At 72.6% G+C, this 16,187-nt stretch carries 13 protein-coding genes; all 13 read right to left on the reverse strand.

The annotated features are described in order from the left end of the window. Nucleotides 1-86: 86 nt before the first annotated feature. The 13 genes from IE274_RS28710 to IE274_RS28770 all read right to left on the reverse strand — a co-directional run bounded on the left by IE274_RS28710 (nucleotide 87) and on the right by IE274_RS28770 (nucleotide 16,027). A complete protein-coding gene (locus IE274_RS28710; RefSeq protein ID WP_190118811.1) occupies nucleotides 87-896 on the reverse strand; it encodes a class I SAM-dependent DNA methyltransferase in 810 nt (269 codons plus the stop codon). A gap of 60 nt (nucleotides 897-956) precedes the next feature. Beyond that, nucleotides 957-2,303 carry an aminotransferase family protein gene (locus IE274_RS28715; protein ID WP_190118812.1) on the reverse strand — a complete coding sequence of 449 codons (1,347 nt, stop codon included), beginning with the start codon at nucleotides 2,301-2,303 and terminating at the stop codon, nucleotides 957-959. A gap of 123 nt (nucleotides 2,304-2,426) precedes the next feature. Further along, entirely contained in the window at nucleotides 2,427-3,416 is a 990-nt protein-coding gene (locus tag IE274_RS28720) for an amidohydrolase family protein (protein ID WP_190118813.1), read from the reverse strand. Continuing rightward, complete coding sequence (locus IE274_RS28725; protein WP_229909864.1) at nucleotides 3,400-5,109, reverse strand: AMP-binding protein; 1,710 nt, start codon at nucleotides 5,107-5,109, stop codon at nucleotides 3,400-3,402. The genes IE274_RS28720 and IE274_RS28725 overlap by 17 nt, the downstream gene beginning before the upstream one ends. Then, nucleotides 5,106-5,933 carry an SDR family oxidoreductase gene (locus IE274_RS28730; RefSeq protein WP_190118814.1) on the reverse strand — a complete coding sequence of 276 codons (828 nt, stop codon included), beginning with the start codon at nucleotides 5,931-5,933 and terminating at the stop codon, nucleotides 5,106-5,108. The genes IE274_RS28725 and IE274_RS28730 overlap by 4 nt, the downstream gene beginning before the upstream one ends. A gap of 49 nt (nucleotides 5,934-5,982) precedes the next feature. After that, nucleotides 5,983-7,500: an SDR family NAD(P)-dependent oxidoreductase gene (locus IE274_RS28735; RefSeq protein WP_190118815.1), complete on the reverse strand. Its 1,518-nt coding sequence runs from the start codon at nucleotides 7,498-7,500 to the stop codon at nucleotides 5,983-5,985. Next, nucleotides 7,493-8,788 carry a beta-ketoacyl synthase N-terminal-like domain-containing protein gene (locus tag IE274_RS28740; protein ID WP_190118816.1) on the reverse strand — a complete coding sequence of 432 codons (1,296 nt, stop codon included), beginning with the start codon at nucleotides 8,786-8,788 and terminating at the stop codon, nucleotides 7,493-7,495. The genes IE274_RS28735 and IE274_RS28740 overlap by 8 nt, the downstream gene beginning before the upstream one ends. A 90-nt stretch (nucleotides 8,789-8,878) precedes the next feature. Continuing rightward, complete coding sequence (locus IE274_RS28745; protein WP_190118817.1) at nucleotides 8,879-9,853, reverse strand: 3-oxoacyl-[acyl-carrier-protein] synthase III C-terminal domain-containing protein; 975 nt, start codon at nucleotides 9,851-9,853, stop codon at nucleotides 8,879-8,881. Nucleotides 9,854-9,976: 123 nt separating this feature from the next. Then, nucleotides 9,977-10,771: an SDR family NAD(P)-dependent oxidoreductase gene (locus IE274_RS28750; RefSeq protein ID WP_190118818.1), complete on the reverse strand. Its 795-nt coding sequence runs from the start codon at nucleotides 10,769-10,771 to the stop codon at nucleotides 9,977-9,979. Nucleotides 10,772-10,860: 89 nt separating this feature from the next. Further along, nucleotides 10,861-11,907, reverse strand: coding sequence for a 3-oxoacyl-ACP synthase III family protein (locus IE274_RS28755; protein ID WP_190118819.1), 1,047 nt, complete (start codon nucleotides 11,905-11,907; stop codon nucleotides 10,861-10,863). A gap of 19 nt (nucleotides 11,908-11,926) precedes the next feature. Further along, the gene (locus tag IE274_RS28760; RefSeq protein WP_190118820.1) at nucleotides 11,927-12,886 is read right to left on the reverse strand and encodes a ketoacyl-ACP synthase III; all 960 of its coding nucleotides are present in this window, start codon (nucleotides 12,884-12,886) and stop codon (nucleotides 11,927-11,929) included. A 10-nt stretch (nucleotides 12,887-12,896) separates the two neighbouring features. After that, a complete protein-coding gene (locus tag IE274_RS28765) occupies nucleotides 12,897-14,669 on the reverse strand; it encodes a CoA-transferase (protein WP_229909865.1) in 1,773 nt (590 codons plus the stop codon). A 41-nt stretch (nucleotides 14,670-14,710) separates the two neighbouring features. After that, the gene (locus IE274_RS28770) at nucleotides 14,711-16,027 is read right to left on the reverse strand and encodes a beta-ketoacyl-[acyl-carrier-protein] synthase family protein (RefSeq protein WP_229909866.1); all 1,317 of its coding nucleotides are present in this window, start codon (nucleotides 16,025-16,027) and stop codon (nucleotides 14,711-14,713) included. Nucleotides 16,028-16,187 lie beyond the last annotated feature (160 nt).

Below are 16,187 nucleotides of genomic sequence, written 5' to 3' on the forward strand. Positions count from 1 at the left end.
ATGAGAACGCGGGCATGAGAACGCGGGCATGAGAACGCGGGCCCGCGCAGCGCGCGGGCCCGCTCCCCGTTCCCGGTCCGGGACGGTTACTGCCTGCGGTAGACGGACACCCCGTCCCTGCTGTCGTGGTGGAACGGCTCCTTGCGCCAGCCGCCCCAGCGGTCCTCGAGTTCCAGGCCGCCCAGGCGGGCCATCAGGTCCTGCTCGGACGGCCAGACGAAGCGCATGGTCGCCGCGATGATCTTGTTGCCCTTCTCGCTCATGATGACGTCCGTGCGCTTGACCATCTGCGTCGTCGGGTCGACGTGGTTCATCTCGAACCAGGCAAGACGCGGGTGCCCGGCGAGACGCCCTGAGATGCGGAACGGCTCGGTCATGCCGTAGTCGTTCTGCCGTCCGCGCTGGTAGTTCGTCATGTCCGGCACGATGTTCTGGACGACGAGCCGCCCGCCGGGCTTGAGCCGCTTGGCGCTGTTGGCGAGGCAGCGCGCCTGCTCGTCCTGGTCGGGCAGGACGAACAGCGTGGCGAGCGCGATGAAGACGACGTCGTACTCCTCCTCGACGTCGACGTCGGCGAAGTTGCCCTCGAAGACCTCGATCTGGTCCCCGCCGGGCTTCTCCTTCAGCTTCTGCAGCATCTTCGGCGAGGCGTCGATGCCGCTCACCCGCACGCCGCGCTCCGCCAGCGGGAGCGCCACGCGGCCGGTACCGATGCCCAGTTCCAGGGCCGTGCCGTCCTTGGCGAGCGCCGCGAGGAAGTCCGCGGCCTCCTCCGCGTCGTCCCGGCTGTCGTCGGGCGTCCAGCTGTCCCAGATGTCGGCGTAGCGGTCCCACTCCTCTGCCGCCTCTTCCTGCCACTGCTTGCTGGTCTTGCGACCGGTGTGCTGACTGGTCATCTCGTCACTCACCCTTCATCACGTGGAGAAATCCCGTTGTCATCGCGTGGCCCCCGGGCGTCATCCCATGGCCTTGGCGAAGCCGGACTCGGGCAGTCGGCCCGACTTCACATCGGTGAGCGCGCCGTCGAGCGCGGCGGCTATCTCCGCCACGTCGTCCTCGGTGATGACCAGCGGCGGCATCAGCATCAGGTTCGGCACGACGCGCAGGCTAGAGCTGAGTACGCCCCGGCTCTCCAGGGCCATGCGCAGCTTGTTCACCTTGCCGGGCGACCACGAAGGGCCGCCGGGCTCGCCGAGTTCCAGGCCGCAGAACAGGCCCAGGCAGCGGAAGCCCGTCAGTTCGGGGTGCTGGGCCTGGAGCTTGCCCAGGGCGGCGAGGAGGTCCGACTCGCGTCGGCGCACGTTCTCCAGGACGCCGTCCTCGGTGAGGGCTCCGATCACCGCGAGGGCCGCCGCCGCGGCCACCGCGTGCCCGTCGTTGGTCGAGCCGACGCTGAGCGCGGTGTCGCCGGTGGTGCGCTCGTGCAGTTGGTCGTAGAGCCGGTCGTGGATGGCGACGGCCGACATCGGCACGTACCCCGAGGTGATGCCCTTGCCCAGGGTGATGATGTCGGGGGTGACGTCGGGCAGTTGACCGGCGCGGGTGAAGTCGCCGACCCGGCCCATGCCGGTGACGACCTCGTCGAAGATCAGGTGGATGTCGTGCTCCCGGCAGAAGCGGCCGAGGGAGCCCAGGTACTCGGGGGAGAGGATGTGCCCGCCCTCGCCCACGACGGGCTCCACGATCACGGCGGTCACCCGCTCGGGGCCGAACTCCTTGATCAGCCGCTCCATGTCGCTGACGCCCGGCGTCGCGCCGACGGAGAACGGGCCCGGGGCGTGGTGCACCTCGGGGAGCATGGGGCCGGTCTGGTGGTGCAGGTAGGGGACGCCGGTCACCATGCCGGCGCCGGGTCCCTGTCCGTGGAAGCCGTCCCACATGGCGAACACGGCCATGCGCTCGGGCTGTCCGGCCCGCAGCCGCAGGAAGCGGGAGAGCTGCAGGGCCATCTCCACCGCCTGGGCGCCGTTGCTGGCGAACCGGACGTGGTTGATGCCCTCGGGCATGTGCCCGACGAGGGCCTCGGCGCAGTCCACGGTGACCTGGGCGGGGCGTCCGTAGCCGTAGCTGTTGGCGAACGGCAGCCGGTCCACCTGCTGCTTGATGGCCTCCTTGACGCGCGTATTGCCGTAGCCGAGCGTCACGTTCCACAGTCCGGAGCGGCCGTCCAGATACCAGCGTCCGCCGGAGTCACGGACACGCACGCCGTCGGACTCGGCAAGCAGGTCGTCGCGGGACAGCGCCTTGAGGTACGGGCGCGGCACGCCGCTGTTCCACAGGGCGTAGTCAGCGGGGTCGATCACGATAGGTCCCTTTCTCTGCTGGATGCGCTCGCTGGCGGTGATAGGGGGTGTCGAGGGCGTCGGGGGTGGGTGCGGGGGGAATGGGGAGGGGATGGGGAGCGTGGACGGGGCGGGGCACGGGCGTCAGCCCGGCCCGAGCCCGAGCAGCCGTGCCGCGTTGCCGTACAGCCAGCCGTCGGTGACCTCGTCGCCGAGGCCGAGGGCGGCCACCTGCCGGGCGAGCACGGCGACCGGGTCGGCGTTGACCCAGGTCGCCGAGCCGAACAGGACCCGGCCGCGCAGCGCGGTGCTGCCGTAGAGGAGCAGGGACTCCCAGCCCGAGCCGGGGCGGGCCATCCACTGCGGCCGGTGGGAGGAGATGTCGAGGTAGACGTGGCGGTGGCGCTGGGCGACGGAGACCAGGTCGAGCACCCAGGGCCAGGCCGCGTGGCCCGCGACGATGGGCAGGCCCGGGTGGCGCAGGGCGATCCAGTCGACGTTGCGGGGGTGGCACAACTCGGCGGCGTGCCGCGAGAAGTGGTGCCCGGTGTGCAGCCAGAGCGGCATGCCGAGCTCCTGCGCCCTGGCGTACACCGGGTCGTACGCGGTGTCGCGCGGGTCGACGCCCTGCCAGAACGGGGTCACCGCGAAGCCGCGCATGCCGAGGGCGTGGCAGCGTTCCAGTTCCGCGACGGCCCGCACGGGGTCGGTGAGGTCGATGCCCGCCCAGGCCTGGAGCCGGTCGGGCGCCTTGGCGGCGACGGCGGCGACCCGGCTGTTGACGTCGTCGCCGTCGGCGGTGGCGCCGCCGCAGCTCATCAGGACCTGGTGGACGACGCCGTTGCCGTCCATGGTCTTCAGGAGCGCCTCGGTGTCCACGCGTTCCGGTTGGCCCGCGACGAGCAGGTCGACGGCGCCGTCCTGGTCGCCCGCGTCCAGGCGGGCCCGGAAGCGGGGGTAGTCGGCGCCGAAGACCGCCGTGGCGTGGCGGCCGAAGGCGCGCAGATACGTCGGTGCCACCGCGCCGAGCCCGCGGAAGTACGTGCGCCAGCACTCCCGGTCCAGGGCCAGCGCGCACACGTCGACGACGCGGTGTCCGGCGGCGGCCGGTGCGGCTTCAGCGGATGCGGTCACGGGTGACCTCGATCCCCGCGGCGACGCGGTCCCAGGTGTCGGGCGTGACGCCCTGGGCGCGCAGCGTCTCCTTGCGGACCTTGCCCGTCTCCGTCACGGGCAGCTCGGAGAGGACCCGCAGATAGCGCGGCACCATGAAGTGGGCCATGCGCGGCCGCAGGTGCGCGAGGAACTGCTCCGGGTCGAACCGGACGCCGGGCCGCAGCACGAGGGCGGCGAGTATCTCGTCCTCGGCGAGGTCGCTGGGCACCGCCACGGCCGCGGCCAGGGCCACGGCGGGGTGGCTGAGCAGTTCGCTCTCCACCTCGGCGGAGGAGACGTTCTCACCCCGGCGCCGGATGGCGTCCTTGATCCGGTCCACGAAGAAGTAGTCGCCGCCCGGCTCGCGCAGCACGGCGTCCCCGGTGTGGAACCAGCCGTGCCGCCACGCGGCCGCGGTGGCCTCCGGCATGCCGTGGTAGCCGTGGAACAGCGACCACGGCCGGTCGGCGCGCAGCACCAGCTCGCCCGCGTGGCCGTCCGGTACGTCGATGCCGTGCTCGTCCACGACCCGGCACTGCACCCCGGGGCGGGGTCGCCCGCAGCTGCCGGTGCGCTGCGGGTTGAGCGCGGACACCAGCGGCGCCGACGTCTCCGACATGTTGAACCCGGTGTAGACGTCCACGCCGAAGCGGCGGCCGAAGTCGAGGGCCTGGCGCGTCAGCGGGATCACGCAGGCGGCCCGCAGCGGATGGTCCGTGTCGCCCGGCCGGGGCGGCGGGCCGAGCAGGAAGTCGACCATGGCGCCGAGCAACGTGCACATGGTGACCTCGTGCCGGCGGATCACCTCCCAGAACTCGCTCGTCCTGAAGCCCTCGGTGACGACGACCGAACCCCCGTACACGAGCATGCAGTAGGCCACTTCGGTGCCGCCGCCGTGGCACAGCGGCAGGTTGAGCAGATACCGGTCGTGCTCCGTGATGTCGTCGTCGAGCAGCGCCGTCACCGTCGAGTAGTGGTGGACGTAGGAGACCAGGACGCCCTTGGACGGTCCGGTGGTGCCCGAGGTGTAGATCACCGCCATGGTGTCCCAGGGCGCCACCGGTCGCTCGGGCGGCACGAAGTCCTCCGGCCGCCCCCGCAGCGCCGTGGGGCCGTGCACGCGCGGGGCGCCGGGCAGGGCGTCGGGCCACGGGTCGTCGGGGCCGCCGCCGAGGACGACGACCTCCTGCAGGCGGGCGCCGCCGGTGTGCTGGAGCCGGTCGACGAGCAGCGCGTGCGCCACCAGGACGCGGGCGCCGGAGTTGGTGAGCACGTGCCCGAGCAGGCTGCCCCGGTAGGCGGTGTTGACGGGGACGTGGACGGCGCCCAGCAGATTGACTCCGAACCAGACGCGCAGCGCGTCGAGGCCATTGGGCAGCCAGCACAGCACGGTGTCGCCCTGCCGCACGCCCAGGCGGTACAGGGCGGCCGCGGTGGCGCGCGCGTCGTCGTGGGCCTGCCCGTACGTCCACTCGGTGTCGTCGTCGAAGACGGCGTACACCCGGTCGGGGTGGGCCCGGGCGCGGGCGGCGAGCAGCGCGCCCGTCACGCAGTGCGCGGCGTCGGGCACCCGGGGGTCCCCGGGCGGGAGGATCTCGACGAGGCGGTCGGCCGCCCGCTCGCCGGGCCCCGCCGTCGCGGCCGGGCCGGGTGCGGTCGTGGCGCCGGTCATTCGGGCATCCCGGGTACGTCGACCATGTGGCCGCCGGACGTGTCGTAGTGGCGCAACGTCCGCAGGTACTGCTCCCAGTTGACCAGGGTCTGCGCGTTCCTGCTGACGGGGCGCACGGGTATCAGCGGGCCGATGCTGACCGCGGGCGGGCGGGTGATGGCCCACAGCACGACGTCGGCGATGTCCGCGGGATCCAGCAGGTCCCTGACCTCCACGCCGAGGGTCTCGGGGTCCTGGGCCAGGTCGGTGCGCACCCAGCCGGGCAGCACGGCGATGGCGCGCACGCCCAAGTGCCGGTTCTCCAGGTCGATCTGGGCGGTCAGCGCGTTCAGGGCGCGCTTGGTGATGGAGTACGGGGCCGACCAGTCGGCCTGCAGCAGGCTGCCCTCGGAGCTGATGTTGACGATCCAGCCGTGGCCGCGTTCGCGCATGCCGGGCAGCACGGCGCGGGCCAGCAGGAACGGCACGTCCAGGTTGAGGTGGAAGGCCTGCCGCCAGTGCCGGGGGTGGGTGTCGTGGATGGGGCCGGTGCGCGCCAGGGCGGCGTTGTTCACCATGATGTCGATGGGTCCGAGGGCCCGTTCGGCTGCGGCCACCACGTCCTTGGGGGCGCCGTCGGCCGCGAGGTCGGCGACGAGGGTGACGGCGGGCACTTCGTGGCCTGCCACGTCCTGCTCCACCGTGGCGAGCTGGTCCTTGCGGCGGGCCACCAGCGCGACGGACGCGCCCGCCTGGGCCAGGGTGCGGGCGATGCTCGCGCCGATCCCGGAGGAGGCGCCCGCGACCAGCGCCACCTTGCCCTTGAGGGGCCTGTCGTCGGTCACCGGTGGTCTCCTTCCGGCACGGTGGGGCGGGGGCGCGGCTCGGAGGGCGTCACTGCCGGGGTCCTTCCTCTAGGGGGTGCTGGGACGGGTCCAGGTGCGGCAGTCCGGCCAGGCAGTGGCCGCCGCCGTCCACGCGCAGCCGCGCGCCGGTCAGTCCGGCCGCCGCGGGGCTGATGAGGTAGCAGACGAGCGCCGCGACCTCGGTGGGCTCGCTCATCCGGCCGGTGGGCACGAGCCGGTTGGTCGCGTCCAGGAACGCGGGGTTGGTGACGTCCGTCATCGGGGTGCGGACGAAGCCCGGCAGGACACTGTTGGCCCGCACCTTGTACCGGGCGGCGGAGGTGGCGAAGTGGCTGGTGAACTGGGCGGTCGCCGCCTTGCTCAGGCCGTAGCTCGCCAGGTTCGCGACCGGTGCGCTCACCGCCGCGAGGGAGGAGACGGCGGCCACGGCGCCGCCGCGGCGGGCCGCCGCCCAGTGCTTGAGCAGCGCGTCGCACGTACCGGCGTACGACAGGGAGTTGAGGGCGAGGAGCCGCTGCCGGTTCTCGGAGTTGTCACCGGCGCCGTCGAAGGAGACGGCACCCGCGGCGTAGGCGAGGGCGTCGACGCCGCCGGTGCGCTCCCAGGCCTCGTGCACCAGTCCCGCCGCCCGCGCCGGATCGGACAGGTCGGCGGTCACCACCCAGGCCCTGCGGCCCAGTTCGCGGACCTCGGCGGCGAGCTTCTCCAGCTCGGGGCGGCGGCGGGCGACGAGGACGACGTCGGCGCCCCGGGTCGCGCTCTCCCGCGCGATGCTCGCGCCGATGCCGCTGCTGGCGCCGGTGACCATGACGACGCGCCCGGTCAGCCGGAACGGATCGGCCGCCTCGGTGCCGGCGGCGGACGGGTCGGGGCGCGACGGACGCGCCGACGGCATGGGCACGATGCCCGCGTCGAGCCCGCCGTCCAGCGGCAGGGTCTCGCCCGCGACGCTGCCGAAGCCGCGCGACGCCAACAGGCGCAGTGCCGCCGCCAGTTCCCCCGGTGCGACGGGACGGCGGGTGACCAGGTGGCGGAGCAGTTCGCCCGCGGCCTCGTCGGTGAGCTCGTGGCCGAGGAACGGCGCGTAGCCGACGCGCACGGTGTTGGCGAGCACCCCCTGGGTGGCGCAGCGCTTGGCCAGATGCTGCCACCAGGCGTGGTCGGCCGCCCGCTCCGCCGCGCACTCGGGCTCCGCGTCGTCGTGGACGTGCGGGCCCGCGTCGGTGACCAGGACGGCCCGGCCCTCGCCCCGGCGGGCCATGGCCTCAAGGACGCGGGCCACGTGCGCGCGGCGCAGCGACGCCGAGGTGCGGCTGCCGAGCGCTTCGTTGCCGAGGGCCACGACGCAGTACACGTCGGGGGGTTCGGGCGTGTCGGCGCCGTTGACGGCGGTGACGTGGAAGCCGAGGCTCTCCCAGGCCTCCCTGACCGCGCGCGTGTGGGCGGCCCCGGGGGTGGACTCGAGGAGGACGTGGCGGCCGACGGGGGCGAGGGAGTCCGTGTGCAGGAGCGCACCGGCCGCCGACTCGGTCGTCTGCTCAGTCATCGGAGCCCCCCACGAGGATGGCGCTGGCCACGGAGCCGATCGTGTAATTGAGGCTGAGGGCCAGGTCGACGCGCGCGGGCCGCCCCGCCGTCCCGGGCACCGGGTCGAAGCCGCACACGTCGGCGGGCTTCTCGCAGTTGGCGGTCGGGGCGATGTGGCCGTGGCCCATCATCTGGAGCGTCGCCGCCACGCCGATCACGCCGAGCGGCGCCCCGCTGTGGCCGAACACGGCCTCCTGGACGGTGACGGGCAGGTTTGCCGTCCGCTCTCCGAAGATCGCGGGCATGATGTTGCCCTCCATGAGGTTGAACGCCCGGTCGCCCGTCGCGGCGCCGTTGACGTAGTCGATCTCGTCCGGCGAGGCGAGACCCGCCATGCAGGCGCGGGCGGCGCGCACCGCCCCGGCACCATCGGTGTCGAGGGCCAGGTTCGGCTGGGCGTTGCGGGTGGTGGTCTGGGCGAGGATCCGGCCATGGCTGCGGGCTCCCCGGCGCCGGGCGTGCTCGCGGCTCTCCAGGATCAACGTGGCGGCGCCGTTGCCGTAGTTGAGGCCGGCAGCCCGCTCGTCGTAGGGGCGCATGGGTTCGTCGACGAGGGTGGCGGTCTGCGGCTCGGTCCCCATGACCGACCGTGCCTCCAGTTCGGCGTACTGGCGCAGGCGGCTCTCGCGCCAGTAGTCGGCGCCGGTGACGACCGCGATGTCCGTCTCGCCCGCCGCGATCATCCGGGCCGCGTTGCCGATCAGTACGGCGGACGAGGCGCACCCGCACGACAGCGTGTAGCTGGGGCCGGTGGCGCCGACGAGGCCCGCCTGGGTGGTCTCGACGTCCGACATCACCGCGTTGAGGACGTTGCGGAACAGCACGGACCGGGCCTCGCGCGGGCTGATGTGCCGGGTGTCGGCGAGCAGCACCGGCAGATACGTGTCGACGATGGCGTCGGCCGTGGCGTTGCGGCCCGCGAGCACCGCGGCTTCGCGCAGCGCGCCCGTGCGCCAGTCGAGGGCGGCGTCCTCGCATGCTTCGAGGAGGGCGAGCAGTCCGTACAGATGGATGTCGGAGTACTTGGCGACGAAGCGCGGCGGGATCTCCGGCAGCCGGTCTACGACGGACTGCGGGTCGAGGGGCACGCTGCCGAAGTACGTGCCGTCGTCCTGCGCCAGGAACGATTCGCCGTGCGCGACGGCCGTCCAGAACTGCTCCGGTGTCGCCGTCGGCGCCGTGCGCCCCGGCAGACAGAAGCCCATGCCGGTGACGAGTGCGTCCCGGGGGCTCTTGGTCGTGGTCACCGCTCGGACCCCTTTGCTCTGATGTGCTCCGGTTCGCTCGAACCCGTACGCAGACCCGTGGAGGAGGCTGTTCCGCTCAGATCCGGCAGCTCAGATCCGGTACAGGAGGCTGCCCCAGCACCAGACGCCGCCGCCGATGGACGGGGAGAGCACCAGGTCGCCGGATTTCACGACGCCGCGCTCCCGCAGCTCCGAGACCGTGGTGGGGATGGAGGCGCTGGAGACGTTGCCGCGGAAGGAGAGGTTGGTCAGGACGCGGGCCGGGTCCGCGCCCAGGTTGTGCTGGATGCCCTTGGCCAGCGGCTCGGTGCCCGAGTGCGGGATGAGCCAGTCGATGTCCCCGATGGTCAGCTTGTTGCGGCCGAGGATCTCCTCGACGGTGTCGCCGATGTGCGCGAGGGCGACGTCGTTGAGGTCCGGGTGGCTCTTGACCCAGCCCTTCTCGCCGCCCGCCGCGGACATGTTGGCGAGGCTGCCGTCGGTGTGGAAGACGGAGTCGATCAGGCCGGGCGGGCCGCCGGGGGTGGCCTCCAGGACGCAGGCACCGGCGCCGTCGGAGACGAGCATCGAGCCCTTGGAGCCGGGCCGCACCCGCCGGGTGACGCGCTCGGTGGTCGCCACCAGCGCCTTGCGGTAGCCGGTCGGCGAGGTCAGGAACGAGGCCGCTGTGTGCACCGCCTGGATGAACCCGGCGCAGGAGCCGCACACTTCGAAGGCCATGGAGCCCTTCATGCCGAGCTCCGCCGCGGTCAGCGCGCCCACTTCGTGGACGTAGTTGCGGTCCGTCCAGTGGCTGACGACCACGACATCGATGTCGTCGGCGTCGACCCCGGCCTGTTCCAGTGCCTGCCGGGACGCCGCCGCGGCCATGAAGACGGGGGTTTCCCGCTCGCTCGCCCGGTAGCGGGTGCGTACGCCGACGCCGCCGATGACGCGGTCCTCCACGACGCTCGTCGTCGCGTCCTCGACGCCTGCGTTGTGTATTTCCTCCGAGCCGAAATAGTGGCCGAATCCGGTGAAACGTATTCCGGCGTCTTCCCAGATGCCGTGCTGGCCTGTCGTCATGGACGGAAAACTAGTGGCGTCGGCATTCGACTGCATCTGGCCTCCAGTACTCGATGATTCATTCCGCGGGTACTCCACGTACCCTGCCCATGGGCGTGGTTCGCCCGGATTTCACCGTGGTGGTCACGGCACCCAGCCGGGCGGCCCGCCGCCGTCGACTCGTATCACCGAGCCGGTGACATAAGGGTTTTCCGCGGCGAAGCACACCGCGTCCGCGATCTCTTCCTCCGCGCCCCAACGGCCCAGCGGCACAAAGCGCTTCAGCCCGTCCATGTAGTGGGCGTGGCGCGGGAACGCGGTGCTCTTCTCCCGCAGCGCCTCGCCGTCCATGACGCCCGGCGCGACGGCCGCCACCCTGATCCCGTAGGGGCCCAGCTCGTAGGACCAGGTGCGGGTCAGCGCCTCCACGCCCGCCTTCGCGGCGGTGTACGCGGACTGCCCGTAGGCGCCCGCCGCGAGGCCGGAGGAGACATTGACGATGGCGCCCGCCACCTGGTGCCGCACCATGCTGGCGGCGGCCTCGCGCCCGACGAGGAATACCCCGGTCAGACACAGCCGCAGGGTCTTCTCCCAGTCGTCGAGCGGATGCGTGAGCAGCTCGGCGGCGCTCTCGTCGCGCGGCTTGCGCAGCAGCAGCCGGGAGAGGTTGCGGCCCGCGTTGTTCACGCACAGGTGCAGCGGCTGGTCCTCCGTCAGTTCGGCGAAGACCTCCCGGACGGACTCCTCCGACGTGACGTCGGCGCGCACCGCGCGCAGGTCGAGGCCCTCGGCCGCGGCCATGGCCCGCACCTTCTCCAGCCGGCCCGGGTCGAGGCCGAGGACCGTGGTGCGCCATCCCCGCTCCGCCAGCATCCGGCCGACGGCCAGGCCCAGGCCCCGGGTGCCGCCGGTCACCAGTGCGTTCCTGGAATCGGTCAAGACCGTTCACCTCTCGCTCTCGGATTCACCTGCGGTACGGCGCACTTTCCGTCGCAGCGCTTCCTGTACGGCGCTTTTGGTACCGCGCGTCACTGATACCGGAAAACCATGGCGCCCCAGCTCAATCCGCGCCCGATACTGACGCCGAGGAGCAGTTCGCCGGGTTTCACCGTGCCGTCGCGCACGTATTCGGAGAGTGCGCTCGGCATGCCCACGCTGGAGGTGTTTCCGCGCCGCGGCAGGTTCAGGAGCATGCGTTCGCGGGGAATTCCGAGGCGGTCGGCCATCGGGTGCAGGAGATTGGTGTTGGCCTGGTGGGGAACGCACCAGGAAATCTGTTCCGGTGTCAGGCCGTTGCGCTTGAGGACCGTCTGCCCGGCGTCGACGAGCATGTCGGGGGTGACCTCGGAGAGCACTCCCCCGCGCATCACCATCTTGTCGTTCTCGTCGATGTCGAAGGCGTCGTAGTAGCGGCCGTCGGCGCGCAGGACCACGTCGACCATGCCGCTGCGGGTGGGCAGTCCGTCGGTTCCGCCGCCCACGGACTCGCCGCGGCGCCAGACGGCCGCCGCCGCGCCCGCGCCGAACAGCGCGGAGTTCTTGAACCCGAAGTTCAGGATGGCGCGCGGGCTCTCGGCGCACACCACGAGGGCGGTCCTGGCGCCCGTCGTCGCGAGCAGGCCGCGGGCCACCACGCTCGCGTACAGGAAGCCCGCGCAGGCCACGGCGGTCACGTCGAAGCAGAACGCGTCCCGCGCGCCCAACTGCCGCTGCACCGGCAGGGAGATGTCCATGTAGTTGTTGCCGATCGAGGACGGGTTGGCGCGCGGCCGCGCGGTCGCGCTGGTGCCGACGATCACGTCCACGTCGGAGATGTCGAGGCCCGCGTCGTCGAGGGCCTGCCGCGCCGCCTTGACGCCCATCTCGGCGAACCGCTCCTCGGGTCCGGCCCAGTGGCGGGTGCGTACGCCCGTGTACCTGCGGATCCAGGCGTCGTCGACGTCGAGGCCGGGCAGTTGGGCGAAGTGGTCGTTGGTGACCGGCTCGCCGGGGAAGTAGTGGCCGACACCGCTGAGGACGACCGGCGGACCGCCGTGGTCGAGCGGTGACTGGGTTGCGGGCTGGGTTTCGGACATGGGCATCCTTTCCTCGTCTTCAGAGCTGGTACAGCAGAGCTCCGGAGAACCAGCCCGCGCCCGCCGCGGGCGACAGGATCACGTCGCCCTTGCGCAGTTCGCCGGACTCGGTGAACTCCGACAGCGCGCTCGGGATGGTCGCGCTGGTCGTCTGGCCGCGGGTGCGCAGGTTCGTCAGGACCATCGCGGGGTCGGCGCCGATGCGCCGCACCAGCTCCTCGCTGATCCGGGTCGAGCCCGGGTGCGGCACCACCCAGTCCACGTCGGCCATCGTCATACCGGCCCGCCGCAGCACCAGGTCCGTGGCCTCGCCCGCGGTCGCGGCCGCCACCTGCGCGATCGAGGGCAGGCTGACCGTCCAGCCCGCGCTGCCCCGGGCCTTGGAGACGCCCGCGTGCTCGCCGTAGCTGAGCACGACGGAGTCCCGCAGCCGGGAGTCGTCCGGCGACCCCGCCTCCAGAACCGCCGCGCCCGCCCCGTCCCCGCCGACGTAACTGCCGCGCCGTCCGGGCTTGAGCCGCCGCGAGAACTGGTCGGAGCAGACCACGAGGGCGCGCCGCCACTGGTGGCTGGTCAGCATCGCCGCGGCGGTCTGCACGGAGTGCACGAAGCCGACGCAGGCCGCGCACACATCGAAGGCCAGGGCCCGCCCGGCCCCGAGCCGCATGGCGATCCGGGGTGCGTCCTCGGGCGCGTACCGGCGTTGCGACCAGGAGGAGAACACCACCAGGTCGAGGTCGTCGGCCTCCAGACCGGCGTTGCGCAGCGCGTGCCGTCCGGCCTCCACGGCCATGTACGGCACGGTCTCCGTGTCGTCGGACAGGTGCCGCCGCTCCACGCCGAGGTCGGGTCCGAGGACCGCCGCCTCCGCCTCGGGCGCCTCCGGCAGGTCCGCCGGGATCTCCTCGCAGTGCCGCGGGAAGTAGTGCCCGAAGCCCCGGAAGGACAGGCCTTTGCCCATCCAGATTCCACCGCTCACACCGTGCTCCTCACCTGTAGAAACCCTGCGGATCGAGACTGCGCAGCCAGGCGATCTCCGCCTCGGTGACTTCCGGTTCCGCCGTGCAGCCCGCGCTGCTCACGGGCCACCGCGTCAGGGCCGCCACCGCCTCCTCGGGAGCGGCAGGGCCGTCGCCGCCGGGCGGCAGCCAGGTGGCGAGCCGGAAGGGGCCGGGCCTGTCCGTGCCCGCCTCGCCCTCCGTGCGCCGGAACCGGCCGAAGTGGCTGACCACTTCGCGCACCCGGGTGCCGGGGCTGGTCACATAGGCGACGCGCTCGACGAACTTGCGCGGTGAGGCCGTGGAGAGGACCAGGCAGTCGGTGCTCGTGGCGATGTCGTTGGCGCCGCCGGAGCCGGTCAGCCACCGGCCGTCCGCCAGCAGGCTGGTGTTGACGTTGCCGTCCGCGTCGACCTCACCGGCCGCGAGGACACCGAGGCAGCGCGGGTTCGCCGACACCATCCCGCCGAGGATCTCCGGGATGCCGCCGAGCTGCTGGGAGCGGGTGGCGTGCAGCTGGCTGAACAGGAACACGTCACCGGGCTCGGGATCCGTGGCGTAGAAGCCGAGTTCGGCGCAGACCGGCACCCGGACGCCCCGCTCGCGCAGCAGCGCGGCGGCCAGCCAGGCGGCCAGGTGGGACACGCCGATGCCGGCGAGCAGGGTGTCGTACCCGTCGTCGGTGACCCGTTCGACGATGGCGCGCGCCCCGAGGACGATGGTCCGCTCGGCGCGCGTCACCGGCTGGGCGGTGACGGGGAGCGGCGGCGGGGCCAGCGGCTCTCGCGGGGTCAACGGCTGCGCAGCCAGGGTCAGTTCGGTACGGCGTGCGGCGCCGAGCTTGCGTACGTACTCGGCATGCCCGGCGGGTTCCTCCACCCACTCGCGGTACCACTGCTTGGCCCCGTCCTCGGTGGCGAGGCGCTCGACGAGATCGGTGAGGAAGGCGTAGTCGTCGCGGTAGCCCACCACGTCGCCGCCCTCGTCGCCGGTGGCCAGGCCGCGCAGCGACTGCGGGTGCGCGCCGAGCGGCGCCTCGCACAGGGCGAGCACGCGCTGCCCGGGGATGACGACCCGCTCGGGGTGGGCGTCGATGAAGTCGTCAGGAACGATGCGCTCCACCGTGGCGATCACCCCCTGTTCGGCGGCGTACGCGGCCCAGGCGCCCTCGCCCGCGGGCGGCACGAGCACGATGTTGCCGCGCCGGTCCGCGCAGGCGCCGTGCACGAGGGTGAGGTCGGGGCGCAGCCGCTCCACCAGGGCGAACGGCCGTTCCCCGGCGGCCGGGTCGGCCATCCTCAGGTACTTCGCGCCGGGATTGCCGTCGGTGAGCCCGCGCTCCAGGTCGCTGCCGACGAGCGAGGACGTCACGGCGTACGGCAGCCCGGTCGCCCCGGCCATCAGCCGCTGCGTGAAGCTGAGCAGCGACCACAGCTCGCAGCTGAACGGGGTGCCGCGGACCAGGTCGCGGTAGAGCGGGTTGGGGCGCGGCGTGGGGTAGGTGTCGCCGAGAAAGCAGGTGATCAGGTGTTTGACGGCGCCGGACATGGTCAGCGCGTGCATCGCCGTGTGCGTCGCCGAGGTGCTGACGGTGAACTCGCCCCGGCCCGCGAACTGCCGCGCCAGCGCGTAGACCATGGCGTTGGGCCGGGCCATGGTCATGGCCAGGTGCAGGTGCATGCCCGGCGTCACGTAGCGGGACACCAGGGAGTCGACGTCGGGGACGACGACGGGGCGGGACGCCGTGCCGGTGTGCGTGCTCATGGTCTCCTTCAGGGGTTCGGTCCGCCGGGGCGGGGCACCGGTCACGCGGCGCCCAGGGCGAGCACCGAGGTCTGGCTGCCGATGGCGAAGGCCAGGGACACCGCGAGGTCGGCGCGCGTCGGCCGGGGGCCCTCCGCGACGTGGTCGTGGTCGCACTCCGGATCGGGTACGGCGCCCGCGTAGTTGGCGGTCGAGCACAGGCACTGGTGGTGCAGGGCCAGGGCGGTGGCCGCCGCGTTCACCAGCGCGGCCCCGCCGAGGAGGTGGCCGTAGACGGGCTTGATGGAGCTGAGCGGCGGCCAGGCGGACCGGGGCCGGTCCTCGTACAGCGCGCCGAGCATCCGGCTCTCCGCCACGTCGTTCTTCGGGGTGGCGGTGCCGTGCGCGCAGAACCAGTCGACGTCCCGCGGCGTCCGGCCCGCCTCCGTCAGCGCCTCGGCGACGGCCGTGGCCGTGACCTGACCGCTCATGTCCATGCCGAAGGGGTGGGTGGCCTCGTTCAGCGCCCGGTGGGCCAGGAACCGGGCGTAGCCGCCGGCGCCGCGGGCCCGGGCGTGGCTCTCCCGTTCCAGGCACAGGGCGACGGCGCCCTCGCCGAAGGCGAAGCCCTCGCGGTCGCGGGTGTAGGGGCGGATCGCGCGCCGGGGATCGTCCGACTCGGTGGACAGGACGCGGTTGCCCATCGACCGGAAGGACTGGAAGACCAGGGGCGTCAGCGGGAATTCGTAGCCGACCACGACCACGGCGTCGGCGGTGCCCGCGCGGATCAGGTCGGCGGCGAAGCCGATGGCGTGGTGCCCGCCCACGCAGGCGCTGCTCAGCGTGGTGACGAACCCGCGCACGTCGCCGTAGATGGCGGACAGCGTGGCCGGGGCGCCGGGCATGCCGCGCAGCATGGCGCCGCTGTCGTCGAAGTGGCCCGCGTCGCCCGCCTGTGGGGCGCCGTCGTCGCCCGCCGCCAACGCCTCGCTGACCCACTCCAGGGGGCCGCGTGAGGACGAGGCGATGAGGGACAGGCGCCGCGGGTCGATGCCGTCGGGCCCGAGCCCCGCGTCGCGGCGGGCCTCCTCCACGGCCGACATCGTCACCAGTGCGTCCCGCGTGTACCGGCGGGCGAATTTCTCGTTCAGCTCCGGCAGGAACTTCCGGTGGTCGAAGTCGCGCAGTTCACCGGCCACGCCGACGCCGGCAATTCCCGGATCGACGCGTGTCAGACGGCCGATCCGGGAATTGCCGTCGCGCACGTCCTGCCAGAATTCATTGACGTGGGTGGCACCCGGGAGCATGACGCCGATACCGGTGACCAGTACCGAGCCCCCGCGGTCTTTCCGTGCAGCGGGTCCAGCCAGTTCAGCCATGCCGGAAAACTATCCGGCGGCCTCCCGGACGACATCGGTCCGCAGGTACCCGGGAGAAGTTACCACCGGTACTTGAAGTACCAATTATTGATTTCGGTACCTCTGATACCTGCCGCGCGCGAAAACCGGGTACCGGCGGCCGGTTACGCCCCGGCCGGTC

It is taken from the genome of Streptomyces flavofungini, assembly GCF_014650815.1.
Taxonomy (GTDB): domain Bacteria; phylum Actinomycetota; class Actinomycetes; order Streptomycetales; family Streptomycetaceae; genus Streptomyces; species Streptomyces flavofungini.

Excerpts from the sequence above, each read along its gene's own strand:
- IE274_RS28710 (WP_190118811.1), bottom strand. The coding sequence starts at position 896 with ATGACCAGTCAGCACACCGGTCGCAAGACCAGCAAGCAGTGGCAGGAA.
- IE274_RS28725 (WP_229909864.1), bottom strand. The coding sequence starts at position 5,109 with ATGACCGGCGCCACGACCGCACCCGGCCCGGCCGCGACGGCGGGGCCC.
- IE274_RS28735 (WP_190118815.1), bottom strand. The coding sequence starts at position 7,500 with ATGACTGAGCAGACGACCGAGTCGGCGGCCGGTGCGCTCCTGCACACG.
- IE274_RS28745 (WP_190118817.1), bottom strand. The coding sequence starts at position 9,853 with ATGACGACAGGCCAGCACGGCATCTGGGAAGACGCCGGAATACGTTTC.
- IE274_RS28755 (WP_190118819.1), bottom strand. The coding sequence starts at position 11,907 with ATGTCCGAAACCCAGCCCGCAACCCAGTCACCGCTCGACCACGGCGGT.
- IE274_RS28765 (WP_229909865.1), bottom strand. The coding sequence starts at position 14,669 with ATGAGCACGCACACCGGCACGGCGTCCCGCCCCGTCGTCGTCCCCGAC.
- IE274_RS28770 (WP_229909866.1), bottom strand. The coding sequence starts at position 16,027 with ATGGCTGAACTGGCTGGACCCGCTGCACGGAAAGACCGCGGGGGCTCG.